This is a genomic window from Aureibaculum algae, assembly GCF_006065315.1.
Lineage (GTDB): Bacteria > Bacteroidota > Bacteroidia > Flavobacteriales > Flavobacteriaceae > Aureibaculum > Aureibaculum algae.
On record NZ_CP040749.1, the window covers coordinates 2,806,007 to 2,822,250 of the forward strand.

Annotated in this window: 12 protein-coding genes; 2 read left to right on the forward strand and 10 right to left on the reverse strand. The window is 30.9% G+C overall.

Annotated features, from left to right (window positions below; translation table 11 throughout):
• Positions 1-38: 38 nt before the first annotated feature.
• From FF125_RS11730 to FF125_RS11775, 10 genes are all read right to left on the reverse strand, one after another.
• On the reverse strand, positions 39-1,049 hold the full coding sequence (locus FF125_RS11730; RefSeq protein WP_138949937.1) for a hypothetical protein: 1,011 nt from the start codon (positions 1,047-1,049) through the stop codon (positions 39-41).
• A gap of 193 nt (positions 1,050-1,242) precedes the next feature.
• The gene (locus FF125_RS11735) at positions 1,243-1,869 is read right to left on the reverse strand and encodes an SIMPL domain-containing protein (RefSeq protein WP_138949938.1); all 627 of its coding nucleotides are present in this window, start codon (positions 1,867-1,869) and stop codon (positions 1,243-1,245) included.
• Positions 1,870-1,890: 21 nt separating this feature from the next.
• Positions 1,891-2,682, reverse strand: a complete 792-nt coding sequence (locus FF125_RS11740) for a hypothetical protein (protein ID WP_138949939.1) — start codon at positions 2,680-2,682, stop codon at positions 1,891-1,893.
• 13 nt (positions 2,683-2,695) lie between these two features.
• Complete coding sequence (locus FF125_RS11745) at positions 2,696-3,706, reverse strand: hypothetical protein (RefSeq protein WP_138949940.1); 1,011 nt, start codon at positions 3,704-3,706, stop codon at positions 2,696-2,698.
• A gap of 113 nt (positions 3,707-3,819) precedes the next feature.
• Positions 3,820-4,818 (reverse strand): hypothetical protein, encoded by a 999-nt coding sequence (locus tag FF125_RS11750; protein ID WP_138949941.1) that lies wholly within the window; start codon positions 4,816-4,818, stop codon positions 3,820-3,822.
• Positions 4,819-4,929: 111 nt separating this feature from the next.
• Complete coding sequence (locus FF125_RS11755) at positions 4,930-6,081, reverse strand: hypothetical protein (RefSeq protein ID WP_138949942.1); 1,152 nt, start codon at positions 6,079-6,081, stop codon at positions 4,930-4,932.
• Between the two features lie 229 nt (positions 6,082-6,310).
• Entirely contained in the window at positions 6,311-7,192 is an 882-nt protein-coding gene (locus FF125_RS11760) for a helix-turn-helix domain-containing protein (protein WP_175418916.1), read from the reverse strand.
• Positions 7,193-7,342: 150 nt separating this feature from the next.
• The gene (locus FF125_RS11765) at positions 7,343-7,756 is read right to left on the reverse strand and encodes a lipocalin-like domain-containing protein (RefSeq protein ID WP_138949944.1); all 414 of its coding nucleotides are present in this window, start codon (positions 7,754-7,756) and stop codon (positions 7,343-7,345) included.
• 386 nt (positions 7,757-8,142) lie between these two features.
• The gene (locus tag FF125_RS11770; RefSeq protein WP_138949945.1) at positions 8,143-12,039 is read right to left on the reverse strand and encodes a two-component regulator propeller domain-containing protein; all 3,897 of its coding nucleotides are present in this window, start codon (positions 12,037-12,039) and stop codon (positions 8,143-8,145) included.
• A gap of 480 nt (positions 12,040-12,519) precedes the next feature.
• Positions 12,520-13,464, reverse strand: a complete 945-nt coding sequence (locus FF125_RS11775) for a TIGR01212 family radical SAM protein (RefSeq protein ID WP_138949946.1) — start codon at positions 13,462-13,464, stop codon at positions 12,520-12,522.
• 337 nt (positions 13,465-13,801) lie between these two features.
• On the opposite strand from FF125_RS11775, the gene FF125_RS11780 reads away from it, so the two are divergent.
• Positions 13,802-15,589, forward strand: coding sequence for an FAD/NAD(P)-binding protein (locus tag FF125_RS11780; protein WP_138949947.1), 1,788 nt, complete (start codon positions 13,802-13,804; stop codon positions 15,587-15,589).
• Between the two features lie 144 nt (positions 15,590-15,733).
• On the forward strand, positions 15,734-16,228 hold the full coding sequence (locus tag FF125_RS11785; RefSeq protein WP_138949948.1) for a YciE/YciF ferroxidase family protein: 495 nt from the start codon (positions 15,734-15,736) through the stop codon (positions 16,226-16,228).
• Positions 16,229-16,244 lie beyond the last annotated feature (16 nt).

Below are 16,244 nucleotides of genomic sequence, written 5' to 3' on the forward strand. Positions count from 1 at the left end.
TTACGAGCATTTCATGATTTATAATCCATTTTTCATCTTTAATGTAAGTCAATAGATAGAGCATAAGATCCATCAGTATTATCTGTCACATTTGATGGTTCTCCGTTTTTCCAGAGTTTTGCATTTCTCAAACCATCATCATCATATGTATGTCCTACAACATAGACGTCATTTTTGTTTAAGGCGACTGAATTAGCCTGATTGCCTAATACATGTCCCCCGGATAACGGATGGGCTTCACCATTAATCCAAAGCATAGCAGCCGTATCTTCATATCCTGCAATATATACAGTATTGTTTTCTACGGCTACGGAATAAGCGATGGATGGTTTGGTTTCATCAGTAAAAGAACTCATCACACCATTTTTCCATAGTTTGGCATGAAAGTTCCCATTATAAAATTCATAACCTGCCACGTAAACATCGTTATTTTCAATAACTACCGAATATGCTTTGGATGGATTTTCGCCATCGGTCAGTCGTGTGGGGACTCCATTTATCCAGAGTGTTGCCACATCTGTGTAGTTGATATACTCATGCCCTGTAACGTATACATCATCATTATCCACCGCTATTGATGTGGCATAGGCATCATGATTTCCATTGGATATACTGGTTGGAATACCATTTTTCCATACTTTAGCTACAAAGGTATTTTTGGTAGATTCATATTCATAGCCAGCCACGTATACATCATCATTAACTACAGCCACAGCATTTGCGATAGAAGTAAATGGGGTTGTTGATAAATCGATAGCATTTCCATTTTTCCAAAGCGTGGCTTTTTTTATTATATCTTTTGTTTCAAACCCCGTAACATATACCTCATCATTATTCACCACGGTTATTGAAGTTGCCTCGGCATTATAAGTACCATCCGTTAAATAGGTTGCACTACCATCTCTCCAAACTGTAGGTGTATATTTAGTTTTACCTGCAATATAAATGTCTGGTTGTACTGGCACATTGCTATTCGTTTCATCCTCGCTACAGCTTATAACAATAAGAGAGATGAAAATAAGCAGCCTGTTTTTTATTCTTTTTTTCATGAGTTCATCAATTTATAGCTTATGTTTTTTGGTGATCGACCTCTACTATGCTTAACATCGCCAATTGTCATGTTCTTAAATATTATTATGGGTGATTAATATATTGAACCTATTTTACTGAGCCTATGGTCCATTGAAAATGACGTAATTGTATTATATTAAGTAAGTACTAACCGTTTTACAATTGTTTAGTTTAAATAATTTTAAATCTAACTGTAATATAATATTGATTTTCTCTATCGGGATTCAAATAATAGAGCGTTTCTTTTATCGTATTTCTATTATGGTCTATTATCATTATAATTTCACCAATTTTTCTACCACTATTTGAAGCTATTACTTGTGCCTTATGTTTTGCATTTTCTAATGCTTTCATTAAATTTTTTGCTCTTTGCTCGTCTGACATTTTAAAAATTATAGTTCTTGAGATAATATCCACTCCTTCACTTTTAATATTTACTAACTTTATATACTCTTTTTCAGAAGTGGTTTCATAAATATATGTGGCACCTTCTTTATCCTTATCATATGCCCGATATATGATAGGATTTTCGATAAACTTTTCTGTATCAATACCTACATCTTTTAATTTTTTAAAATAATTTTCTTTTGTTTTTAAAAATTTGACAACTTGTTTATTTACATTTTCAGGAAGGTTATCATATTTTATAAAATCAGTTATTTCAATATTTAAAACATATCTTTCAGTTGTCATTTCAGTATTAACAATACCTGAAACTTCGATATAAGGTATATTTTCTTGTGCAAATGTTAACATCGTTGTTGCTAAAAAAATGATGTGTACTATTAAATTTTTCATAATATTTAAGTTTATGTATTTTTATAGATTTCTTTCTTCGTATGAAATTGTGTAAAGCCATTCATTTTCTTCTCCATTAACTTCGCTAGAAAATTTTATGATATTTTCATTATTATCTAATTCAAAGTTTACAAAGATTCGATGGTAAAGCCATTGGGATGTTATTTTTTCTAATTTAGAAGTTGCCAAATAATTAAGGTAAATATTTAATTGTCCAAAATCGAATATTTCAGACCACATAATTAATTCAGGCTGTTGTTTTAAGTTTTGATAGATACCTTTTTCTTGTTCATTAAAATTAAAAAATCGATTATCAATAGATGACCCACCTATTGAATGAATTTTATCATTATGATCAAAGTAAAACTCTATTGGAAAAATAGCTGATGAGCCGTTCAATTGATAAGAATTGTTTTGAGCATTAAAATCTGAGGTAATACTTATAGCACTCTGATCAGACTTAAATTCCATTTTGGTGACCACTCCGAAATCATCATGACTAATAATTGTAACTGTTTCGTCACCACCAAGATTAACAGTTCTAATCTCTGATAAGTCATTATTACTCGTGTAATTTAAATGTATTTCCTTAAAACGATTTACGTTTATTGCAAAGGTTCCTAAATACACAAATTCAATTTTTGAAATTAAGTTATTGTTGGTGTATGTAAGATTTAATTCTGTTGTGATTTCAGGAACATCTCTAGTGGTGATAGAAATTTGTTTAGGAAAATACCCTTTAGGTCCGTTATCATCATCACTACATTGCACAAAAAGTAATGAAATTAATACTAAGTAAATTTTATTTTTCATAGCTCTTTAGTTTTTATTTAACAAAAACCGAATTGGCCTGTCCATTGACATCTTTGAATAAATTAGATTCAATACCATTTTTCCATACCGGAGCAATTGAGTTAGGCACGCCATCAATTCGTCCTACGACATAAACATCATCATTTTTAACAAAAATTGCGTATGCTACAGAATTGTTAGTTCCGTCAGTTAAATCTATAGACATACCATTTTTCCATATTTTAGCCACATTATTACCGTTACTCATTTCGTATCCAATAACATATACATCATTATTTTTAATAGTTACTTGTCTAGCTACGGCACTATTACTGCCATCCGACAAATCAGTTGCAATCCCGTTTATCCAAAGTTTAGCAACATTTTTATTTCCATTGTTTTCATATCCCGCAACATAAACATTATTATTAGCTACAATTACACTATTTGCGATAGCTGAATTAGTTCCATCAGTAAGATTAATTTCACTACCATTTTTCCAAAGTTTCGCGACGTTCTTATTTCCTTTAAATTCGTAACCTGCTATATACACATCATTCTGAACTACATTAACAGCGTAGGCAACTGCATGATTTCCTCCATTTGTCAAATTTGTAGTAACTCCATTTTTCCAAAGTTTAGCCACATTTACAGTTCCGTTAGATTCTCCCCCAACAACATATACATCGTTATTAACCACAGTTACGCCATAAGCTTGAGCATGTTGAGTATTATCTGTTAAATCTGTAGAAATACCATTTTTCCAAAGTTTGGCCACAGATTTATGAGCTGTAAAGCTGTAGCCAGCAACATATGTGTCATCATCTACCACTGTTACAGAACGTGCTTTAGCATTATCACTTCCATCAGTTAAATAAGTTGCAATACCGTTTTTCCAAAGTGTAGCCACAGTTTTATTTCCATTATATTCATATCCAACTACATATACGTCTGGTTGTTTTATATCATGGTCATCGTCACTACTGCAACCAAATGCGATAAATAAGAGTAAGGTTAACATACCGTTTTTTAAAATTGTTTTCATTTTTCACTATTTTTATATCATTTCAATTTGTGAAGGTTATTTCATTTAAACAAGTAGAAAGTCAATTTCGAAAAATCATCTAATTTCTATTTGTTTGAACACATTTCGTTGTATTAATTTATAAATATTGCAGTGGCCGTGTTACCTCCAACAAGATTGATAATAGCACCGTTATTCCAATAGGATGCATTATCATAGTCATTAGTAGATCCAGCTACAAATACGGAATTGTTAATTACCGCAACATCCTTTGCTATGAAATCTATTGCAGCACTTGTTAAATTAATTTCATCACCATTTTTCCGTAACTTTGTAATGATCTTGTCTCCAAAATTAATGGGAGATTGTACACCAATAATGTATATATTACCGGCTTCAACGGCAACAGAATTAGCCCTAACATAGTATGTTCCGTCAGATAATTCTGTTGCTATGCCGTTTTTCCATAACATTGCGGTGTTTCCATAGGAGCCAACAGCATAAATATCTCCGTTATCTATAAAAATTGAATTTACCCATGACGAGTTAGTTCCATTCGTTAATCTCGTAGGTACGCCATTTTTCCATATAGTAGCGACGGGTAAATTGTCTAATTTTTCATAACCTCCTATATAAACATCATTGTTGTTAAGTGCTATAGCATATGCACCGGCATCATTTGTACCATTTGTTAAATCTTTGTCAACTCCGTTTGTCCAGAGTTTTGCCACATTTTTTCCATTTTTCTTCTCATAACCTACTACATAAATACTTTCATTTATAACTATAATCGATTGAGCAAAGGCATCATTTAAACCATTAGACAATCTTTTTTCAATTCCGTTTTTCCATAATTTGGCTATGTTTTTATTAGTTCCTGATTCATAACCGACAACAAATACATCATTATTTATCACATATACGTCATTAGCAGTGGCATTATTACTACCATCTGTCAAATCCGTTACAGAATCATTTGTCCAAAGTTTAGCAACTTTTTCAGATCCATTTAAATTAAAACCATAGCCCACCACATAAACGTTGTGCCGTTTAGCAACATCATCCTCATTGTTGCAGCTTAATATGGTTATTATCAAAGAAATAAGTAAATTGTATTTTATAATTGTTTTCATCGTTTTATATTTATTAATTACTATGGTTATCAATGACGTAGTCTCTAAAACTAGAGATATAAGCATCATGAATAAAATGTTATTATTTTTAATTAATTTTTTATTATAAAACTATAATTGAAAGTGTGTATTGATAAGTTTTACTGAGTTACCATTTCTTATTATTAAAGATAACTCCAGTCTACCAAGGTCATAATATAGGCCTTGAATTTTTCCAAAATACTCCTCGTTGGTTAGTTTTAAGGGCACCATAGAGATTGATTTTTCATGCTCAAAAATAGAAACGTTGTCACCATCTGTATTAAAACCTATATTAAATATGTGTATGTTATAGGAGTCAGTTACAATAAGTTTGTTTTTACTTTCTACATAATCCATTCCGCAAATTTCTAAAAGACTTGATGGCAATTCAAAAAAAGCAAATTCAGACACACCCTGTTGTTCATGTAATATATTTACATCGTGATAATTAAAAGATTTGGTTTTTTTATTATAACTAATAAAATCTCTACCACTTTCATTGGTAACTGTATGACAGTTATAACTATTTGGGGTAAAAGGAATGTCATCTATTGCCGGATGATGAAATGCTGGATTGGAAGGTTGATATTGTCGGAATTTATTGTTGTTCTCTAAAACAGAAAGCAGCTCAAATGGGTTGGTATCATAAATACTAATTGAGGTAGCATTTTGTCCTATACCCTCAACTGCTTCTACAAAGCTCAAATTAGACTTCGCAAATCGTATATACCTTCCTTCATCTGCGGATGGATTTGGAATTATCAAATCATCGCCAAAGCCATCTAGGTTATTATAAAAATCTGCTAAAAAAAATGTTGAAACATCTTTAGCTCTAACTTCGTCCAAGTCAAAAGTCTCAATTAGATCACTCAGTTTATTAATGCCATTTACTTTGGTCATACTATTACCAGGAAACGTAAAAGTATTACCACCTTCATAGGGTACTGGGTCATTTCCAAAAATAAAATAGTTAACTGTATTATTGTCAAAGTCATATGTATTAAAATCGGCAAGGACGATACCTACAGTGTTAAGATCACCATAGAATATCTGAAAAGCTTCACCGTTTTTTCCGAAAAATAGGGCATCAGCATAGTTTTCTTCGTTGTCAAATTCCCAAAGACCAACAAACTCACTCGTGTAATCTGGTGGTATAGGTATTGAATCATCATCACTTTTGCACGAACTTAAAGTAATAATTAATGCTAGTGCTACTAAATAAATTGTTTTTAAATTTTTCATCTTTCATTTTTTTTAATATTTCAAATGTATGCTGTATTCAAAATACTTAAGTCCAGTTTCTTTAACAGTTAAAGAATCAGGACAACCTTATTGTTTAACACTGATTGTTACTAAAATAATTTTGATCCATGTATTTTTTTGAGAAAAATTAACCTCATGATTTTTCATAACCAATTATTTCACTTAACGGACTCCCATCGTTTAGTTGCTTAAAATAGAGGCTGAAACACTACCTTATAATACATTTGTTTTTATACTCCATAGGGGTAATTCCGGTATGTTTTTTAAAGGCTGAATAAAATGTTGATTTAGAATTAAATCCTGCTTCTAGACCAACTGAAACAATTGAGTAATGAGCAAACTCTTTAGATAGTAGATTATTTTTAACGTCCTCCACCCTATATTCATTTATAAAATCTATAAAACTTTTATTTAGTAATGTATTAACCATATTTGAAAGGTAACAAGCAGAAATTCCTAAATAATCTGCAGTCAAGGATAACGTTAAACATGAGTTACGATAGATTTTGTTTAATCTCATTAAGCCTTCTAGTTTTTTTAAATATTGATTCGCTTTGGTAAAAGGTTTTCGTGTTTTAAGTTGAATTTCCTTTATTTTTTGTGAACATAAAGCAGCAATTATGGTAAGGAGGTGTAGATGTTTTTCATTAAAGAAATTTACATCAGGATGTTCAGAGTCAATTATGCCAAAGAGAGTATCATCGATTAGTATAGGGATACATATTTCTGAACATCGTGCTTCGTCATCTATAATATAACGTTTATCAAGTGTTGTATTAGGAATGAGTTCTGCTTGCTTATTGACGGCAACACTGCCTACGATACCTTGTCCCAACGGAATTTGTAAGTGATTGTAGATGATGTTTTCAATTGGATTTTTTTGCCCATAAGCAGCTTTTTGAGTCAATATTTTATTTTCTTTATCAAACGTATAAATCACACAATCTACAAAACCTAATCGTTGAATTACATTTTTTGTAATGTCCCATAGCACTTCTTCTACTGAATCTTTCTGATAAAGTGATGTTGAAAAAAAACTAATGGCCTTAATTTCGTCTAAAACCTTATTTGATTTATAGGTGTTATTCATGATTTTGGGCTTATTATACATAAATAAGAGATATCATTTCACATTGTATATAGGTAACAAATTACTTTGGCATTTTGAACAGCATAGTAACTCAATTTTTTACTACTATCGCTTTAGAATAAGTAGATTAAAAGTCATATTTTATTTTTTTTAACCTTGTATTTTATCGAACGTAATAAGACCTCCTCCATTTTCTGTAAGGATTAATGTCTGTAAGGATGCATCGTAGGTTATAACACCTAATAGGTTATCATCAATAAGATTAATATTAATGGTCGACCCAACCAAGGTATAAGTGGTGTTTACCACTTCAAGCAGCACACAACCATCCAAGCTTTCATCAGTGCCTTTTATAATTGCACTACCGTCCGCCATAAAATCGATAGAGGTTTCCTTTTCACATGCTGTGATAATATCATACGATACTGACTCTAAATACCATGTGCCAGAGGTGAGCAGGTCTAAAGTTGTAGGCAGTGAACTATCTGAACAATGATCATCACTACTACAACTAAATGTGAATAGTACTACTAATAGAATGTTAATAAGTTTAATTGTTTTCATAATGTGGAATTTTAAAAAGAAATGGAAACTAGGTAACTTCACGTATTAAATTTTTGGTTTGCATATTTCAAATGATTTATGGCTTCTTAGCTATCTTTTAATAAATTTTAACGTTTTAAATATTTTATTATCACACATGATGTGAAACACATAAATACCCTTTTTTAAATGGTCTATACTCATGTATATCTTTGATGAATCATTAGAATTAGTTTTATCATTTACTTGTTGGGTTGCCATAATTATTTTTTAGGAGAAAACATAACTGATTTATAATTATGTCAAAAATAGATGCCTCATAGCAAACAGGTTGTCACCATTGTAACAATGTATAGAAGAAATGTAACATAGCTTGAAAAGCCTATGTTTAGAGGCTTATAGAAGTTTTATTTTGAAATATATACCGTTGGCGTACAGTTATATGTTTCCTTAAAGCACTTTATAAAATAAGAAGGGGTGTTAAAACCAATTTGATACGCAATATCTGAAACGCTTAAATCGGAATTTTTTAAATAGTTTAATGATAATTTAAGGCGTTGTGACCTAATAAACTCACTGGTAGTTAAACCCGTTAATGCTTTTAGTTTTCTGTGTAATTGCATTCTACTCATTTGCATCGCAGTTACAAAGGTGTTTGAATTAAACGCTGGATTTGTTAATTGTTCATCTAAAACTTTCTGAACACGTTTAAAAAATTGTTGATCAACAGAGGTTACTGAAATATCTTTAGCTTTTATTTCAAACTCTTGACTGTACTTACTTCTTAATTGTCTACGTAGTTCTATAAGCTTCTGTACATGTAATTTTAGTTTTTTGCTACTAAACGGTTTAGTTAGGTAGACGTCTGCTCCCGTTGTCAATCCTTTTACTTCATGTTCCTCCCCTACTTTTGCTGTTAGTAAAATGATAGGAATATGACTTGTTCTCTCGTCATTTTTAAGTGTATCACACAATTCAATACCATTTTTAACCGGCATCATTACATCGCTAATTATGATATCTGGAATATTGCTAATTGCTTTTTTAATACCACGTTCACCATTATTGGCTTCAAGGATTTTATAATCATTTTCAAAAATTGACCTGGTAAATTGCCGAACGTCCAAATCGTCTTCAACAATTAATACTAATGGTTTTTCTTGTTTGTTGACTTTATCATCTTGAAAAATTACATCCGCCTCATACACGTTGTTTTCTTCTATGGGCAATTCATCTTCAACGATTTCAGATGGATTATAAAGTGAGCGTTCAATAGGCAATGTCACTGTAAATTGAATAAAATCATCATCAAAAGTATTAGCAATAATAGTACCATGAGACAAGCTACTTAACTCTTTTACCAATGCTAAACCTATACCAACCCCATCAGAATTTTTACTAGTTTGAAAGAAGCGTTTAAACAGCTTTGGCAAATCGTCGTTAGTTAAAGTATTTCCATTATTTACAATACTTATTATTAATTGACCATCTTTACGTGTTGAGTTAAATTGAATTTCGCCATTATCTGGCGTGTATTTTATAGCATTGGATAATAAATTTGTTACTATTTTTTCAATAACGTCGCTATCAAAATAAACAGCTTCTGCTTTTACAATTTGCTTTGAAAAATGGATGTTTTTTTCTTGTGCTTTAAACTCAAACGCGGCTAATAATTGTTTTAGTAACATGGACAAATTACCCCGGCTAACTGACAATTTTAAACTCCCCGATTCTAATTTTGATAAATCTAAAAGCTGATCAACTAAATTCAATAAGCGTTTTGAATTACGCTGCATTAACGATAAATCTTCCTTATCTTGAAGTGAAAGTTTCTCCTTTGACATTTGACGTTCAATTGGACCAGAAATTAGCGTTAATGGTGTTCTGAATTCATGAGAAATATTAGTGTATAATTTAGTTTTAAATTCATCTAATTTTTTGAGACGTTTAGTTTCAGCATGTTCCATTTCTAAATTCAATTTCATTTGCCATCGCCATTTTAAATATTTAAAAACCGCATACACAGTTAAAATTAATAGAAGTACATACATCAATTTAGCGGTATTGGTTAAATACCATGGCTGTAAAATTGTAAAGCTATAGGTGGCGGTATTTTGATCCCAAACACCATCATAATTACTTGATTTAACTTTAAAAATATAGGTGTTTGGTTCTAAATTGGTATAATGAGCTATATTGTCATTACCAGATTCTATCCAGTTTTTGTCGTGATTTATCAATTTATATTTATAATTATTTCGCTCTGGCAGCGAAAAATGTAAACCAGCAAACGTAAAAGTAACTGTGTTTTCGTTGAATTTTAACGTTTGATTATTAATTAATTCTCGCTTTTTAGCAAACACCTCTAATTTATTAATAACTGTTTTTGGTGCTATTGGGTTTGTGGTTAACTCACTTGGCTTAAACCAGTTTAGTCCTTCTAAACCTCCAAAATATAAAAATCCATTTTTATCTTTAAAATAAGCACCTGTATTAAATTCCAATGACTGTAAACCATCAAAATTATTATAATTGATAATGGGTAATGAATCGTTTAAAGACACCTTAGAAATTCCATGGTTAGAACTTAACCAAAGGTTGTTTTGATTGTCTGGCAACACACTATAAATAACGTTATTAGGCAAGTCGTTTTCGCTTGTAAGGCCTTTAACTGTGTTTGTCATTGTATTGTATTGTTGTAAACCATTACCATTGGTTCCAATCCATAAAATCTTATCTTGATGAGAGAAATAAAGAGATTTAATTTTGCCTTCTACAACCTTAATTTTATTTATCGAATCTGTAATTAAATCATATTTAAAAAGTCCGTTTTCCTCTGTACCAATCCATAATGTATTCCGCTCCCCCTCTTCTACAGTTCTTATATTATTAGTTGTAAGTGTTTTATAAAGTTCTGAATTGATTTGTTTTATGATGCCTTTTTCAAGGTCATATTGAATTATACCATTATCACGTGTTGCAAGCCAAATGTTGTTGTTAGCATCCTTATAAATTTTCCAAATAGTAAAACTTGATAGACTTTCTATGTCATGAAAACTCCCTGTTTCATCTAAAATATTTAATCCTTCACCTTGAAAACCGATCCAAAGTTTATTCTCCCAAAACATTAGGCTCATAATTCTATCTGAACTAATTTTAGAATTGGAAGTTGTATATGTATTATAGGTGTTTTCGGTTTGGTTGTAACTTGTTAGTCCTTTACCCGAAGTGCCAACCCAAATTACATTATTCGTATCAATCGTAATTGCTCTAACTACGTCTACATTAGCATTTACTGGTGTTTGATTATTAGTTAATACATTGAATTTTGCTAAATTTTCATCATAATAACTCAAGCCTGCACCATCAGTTCCTAACCATATTGTACCTGTAAAATCTTGAAATAAACTTAAAACATCATTATAACTTAAAGCAAAAGGATTTGTTTTTTTAGCTGTAAAATGTATTATCTTTTGTTGAAAATTATCAAGTAAATATACCCCATCGCCATAAGTAGCAACCCAAAGTCTATTCTTATGATCAACAAGTAAGGATTGTATATTTAAATTATCTGGTAAGGTATTATTCCCTAATTTTTTTAACTTTTTTAGTTCATTCCTCTCCCTTTCTAAAAAATAGAGTCCATCTCCATAGGTGCCGACCCATGTTTTTTTGTTTTTGTCTTGAACTGAAATACTGTAATTAACTGCACTATTCACAAATTTATTGGTATAGGTTGATGCGGAAATTTCTATAATCGAATTTGTTGCTGATGCATATATTTTACCATTTGATTCGTGTATATTATAAATATCCTTAGCTGTATCCTCTACTTTTAATAGTTGAATGGTATCGCTATTAGAAATTTTATATAGGCCATTGCCATAGGTACCAATAAAGTAATTCTGTTTTTTATCTTGATAGATAGCACTGACATTTTTAAACTTAGGTATTGCAGTAAAAGAATCTGTTTCTATTGTATATTTTTCCAGTTCACCAGCGATGGTAACAATCCAAATATCACCTTTTCTATCCACATATACTTTTCCTAATTTACTGTAGCTAGGTCTTGTAATATCAGTAAATTGTTTGTTATAATATTTAAATGTTTTACCATCATAACGATTAAGTCCGTCTTGTGTAGCAAACCATAAATACCCAATACTATCTTGGGCAATACTTAATACACTATTTTGCGATAAACCTTCTTCGATCGATAGAGATCTGAATGAAATTTGTTTATTTATTTGAGCAGGTGAAAACTGAATAAAAAAACTAAATAAAACAAAACAAAAATGGCGCATATAATAATTTTTATATGTATCAATGTGTTTCACAAAACTAAAGTAAATTGATTCATAAGAACTAAAATAGAGTGACTTTTTCAAAAAGAGCATTCGATTTATATTGTACAAATTTTAATTATAGAGTTATTACATTTTTAAGAAATGTAAGCAAAACGAAGTTTACAGCAAGTTAAATAAAAAATTAAAAACAATAAAGAATATCTTTATTTGTAAAGATCATATGTAATAATTGTTTTAATAAAATCATTTTTTAAGTATGAAAAGAAAAGTTCTTATCAGATAAGTATATATTCGGTTAACAGGAACATCTATATGAAAATTACTTTTTGATTATTAAAATAGCTTGTGATTCTATAGCCTTCTGCCACCCCGACGAGTTAAAGTCAATTAAGTATCACGACGAAGTACGAGGAGTAATCCTGTTCATTTCAAATAACTAAAATTTTAAAATAACCGAACCAAGTAGGTATTACGTTTTTAAGATTGCAATGATGTTTCAATACTTTTCCCTTGCCAAAGGTCTTTTTCGGCTAATTTTTTATCAATTTTTGCAACGATTTCAAAATTCTTTAAATTCCACTTTGGTGCAATTAATAAATGACTTGGCGATTCGCTAATAAAGCGTTCTATAATAATATCTGGTCGTAACAAGGCCACAAAATCGGTTACAAAATCTACATAGTCTTCAACCGTAAATAAACGAAACTGTTCTGGATTGTCCTTAAACTGTTTTGCCATCATGGTATGTTTGACTACTTGTAATTGATGCAATTTTAAGCTGTTTATGGGCAGTTTTGATAATTCCTTGGCGTGGTTTAAAATATCTGCTTTACTTTCTCCTGGTAAACCAATAATCATATGAGCACCTAAATGCAAGCCTCTGTTTTTAGCGAGTTCATAGGCTTCAATCGTTTCTTTATAAGTGTGACAACGATTTACATCTTTAAGGGTTCTTTCCAACGTACTTTCTACTCCAAACTCTAAAGAAATGTAATTATCTTTTGCTAAATCAGATAAAAAATCAATTAAATCGGCATTAATACAATCTGGTCGTGTCCCAATAACCAAGCCTATTACTTTAGGGTGATTGATAGCCTCGTAATACAATTGCTTCACCAAATTGATGTCTGCGTAAGTATTGGTATACGCTTGAAAATAGGCTAAATACTGCTGTGTTTTATATTTTTTGGAAAAGAATGCAATGCCTTCGTCCAACTGTTGGGTAATGCTCTTATTGGGTTTACAATAATAAGGATTAAAGGTACTATTATTACAATAGGTGCAACCTCCTACTCCTTTAGTGCCATCTCTGTTTGGACACGTAAAACCTGTATCTAACGAAATTTTTTGAACACGTTCAGAAAATGTCCGTTTGATATAGGACGAGTAATCGTTGTATCGTTTGTTATTATTGAATTGCATTTGGACTGTAAAATTAAAGCTTTATTACTACTTAAGCATCAATTGATTTTCTTCTTTTTAAGTACAATCTATATGGTGAGTATACACGAGTAGTACTCTTTTATTTTCTATAAATACTTATAATAAAATCTTACCACTAAAAGGATAGCAATGTAGAAATGTAAAAAATCTATTATTTTTACATTTTACATTTATAATGTATTTTTGATAAAAAACAATTCTCAGAACCAATACACTATGATTTTTTAATTATAGAGACTTGACTAATCGCAGTATTCCGTTATCATTATCTTATTCATTATAAAAATAAATATCACTTTCATTTTAATAATTTCATATGAATTACCTTAATAAAAATAATAATCTTTCTAACAAACGTGTTTTAGGAATTATTGGAATGGGACCACGAGGATTATATGCACTAGAAAATTTGATCATTGGTTTAAGCGAAAAGAATTCATTAAAGAATTTACATATGCTACTCTTTGAAGAAACTGGATATTTTGGAAATGGAGCTGTGTATAGATTGGATCAAGTTGAAACAAATTGGATTAATATTTCAGAACGCATATTAATCTTAGAAAGTAGACCGAAGATAATTTTGGATACAATTACAATTCCTGAATTTCCTTCATATCATGAATGGATAAGCAAAGAGTTTTCTCTACTGAGTAATAAAGAACCTGACAATTATCCTCCTAGAGCCAAGGTTGGGGCCTATTTACACAAGCGATTTGAAACTTTTATCAAACCTTTGTTAGAAATAGAAATGGTCTCTTTATTTAAAGAAAAAGTTCAGGTTGTAGACCTTTTAGAAAATAATAAATTAAAAGTGGAGACCAATTTAAATACTTATGACTACTTAGATGAAATTCTACTTACAATTGGACATCAACCTACAGCATTATCGAAACAACTCATAGCATGGGAAAAGTATGCTCAGGAAAATGAAAACGTAACACTTTGTAAAGCACCATATCCAATTCAAAACATATTAGATTGTGCGTATTTAGATACAAAAAAAACCATCGGTGTACGCGGATTTGGTTTGGCGATGATTGATGTAGTACGGGGTATAGCCAGTCAATATGGTAATTTTACCATAATAGACGAACAAACCCATGCATGTGAATACACTTCGACGTTTGACATAAAAAATTGGTTTGTTCCTTTTTCTCTTGACGGCCTCCCTCCTGCTCCAAAACCCTTAAATGCTGAAATTGATGAATTATTTAAACCTTCACAAAAACATATTTCTAATTTTGAAGATGAAATCGGGAATCCTTCTATTCAAAGAAGTGCAACTAATTCTGATTTTTTAATCGATGCCATATCAAAAATTACCGCAGCTATTTATTTAAATCTACCAACCTCAAATTCCGAAGAGCATTTAGACCATAAAGAAACAACAAGATTAGTAAAGAACTGGTTGAAAAATGATTCTTTTGAACATGCCATAATTACCTCTAAGAAATTAGCCACAACACAACAAATGGAAAATTATGTAGGCATGGCAGTAGGTAATAAAACCGTTAGTTTAGACTTCTGCATTGGTCAAGTTTGGAGACATTGTCAACCTTCAATTTACAAACAACTCTCCTATAATGAATGTAACAATGAAGTCTTCGCTGAAATAATAAACTTAGACGAAAGAATGAAAAGATATGCATATGGTCCACCTGTAGAGAGTATTCAACAACTATTAGCCTTGGTTTCTGCTGGTGTGATGACTTTTGATTTTATTAATGATCCTGAAATTAAACGTACTGGTGAGGGATGGAATTTCATTTCGGATGATAAGCATAAAATGGTTCATTTTATGATCGATTCTGTTTTAGATTCCCCTGAAATAAAATCTGTTACTTCGTCCGTTGTCAAGCAGCTCCTTTTAAATGATTTAATAAAACCCGTTCATGATGATTTAGGTATTTTAACTGATAAAAAGGGTTACCTAATCCCAAATGACAGTAAAAAATTCGTTCCTATCGCATTACTAGGTAGACTTGCAAAAGGTACCATCATAGGTGTTGATGCTATTCTCGAATGTTTCGGTGATAGACCTAAATCGTGGTCTAAAGAAGCCGTAAAAAGACACATGAACTGGATTGAAATAAATAACCATTAACTACTGCTATCTTTATTATTACTAAACCTTAACAACCATTGATCTAAATCCATTTCTTTATTTGGGTTAATACTTTCCTTTTTATAGTTAATCGTTCATTTGTATACGCCTTATTTTAGTCTTCTAATTGAAAAATAAAAAGGTATGAAAACATTAAACGATTTATTCAATCATCAAATAAAGGATTTGTACAGTGCTGAAACACAATTACTTTCTGCACTTCCCAAAATGGCAGAAAATGCTAACAATAAAAAACTAATCAAAGCATTTGAAAATCATTTAAAAGAAACGAAAGAGCAAAAGAGTAAACTTGAAACCATTTGCAGAGAATTAAATATTTCTCCATCCGGAGCAAAATGTCATGCCATGAAAGGTTTAATAAAAGAGGCCAAAAACTTTATGAATGCAGTAGAAGATAATGAAGTAATGGATGCCGGATTAATAGCGGAAGCACAACGCATTGAACACTACGAAATTTCAGGTTATGGAACTGCTGTTAGATATGCCAAGGAATTAGGTTTAAGACAAGTTGCTGAAAATTTACAAGAAATTCTTAATGAAGAGTATAATGCTGATCATACCTTAAATGAAATTGCGGAAAACAGGGTCAATAGAAAAGCTTTGGAGAGAATAAAGTAAAATTTAGATGATCGTA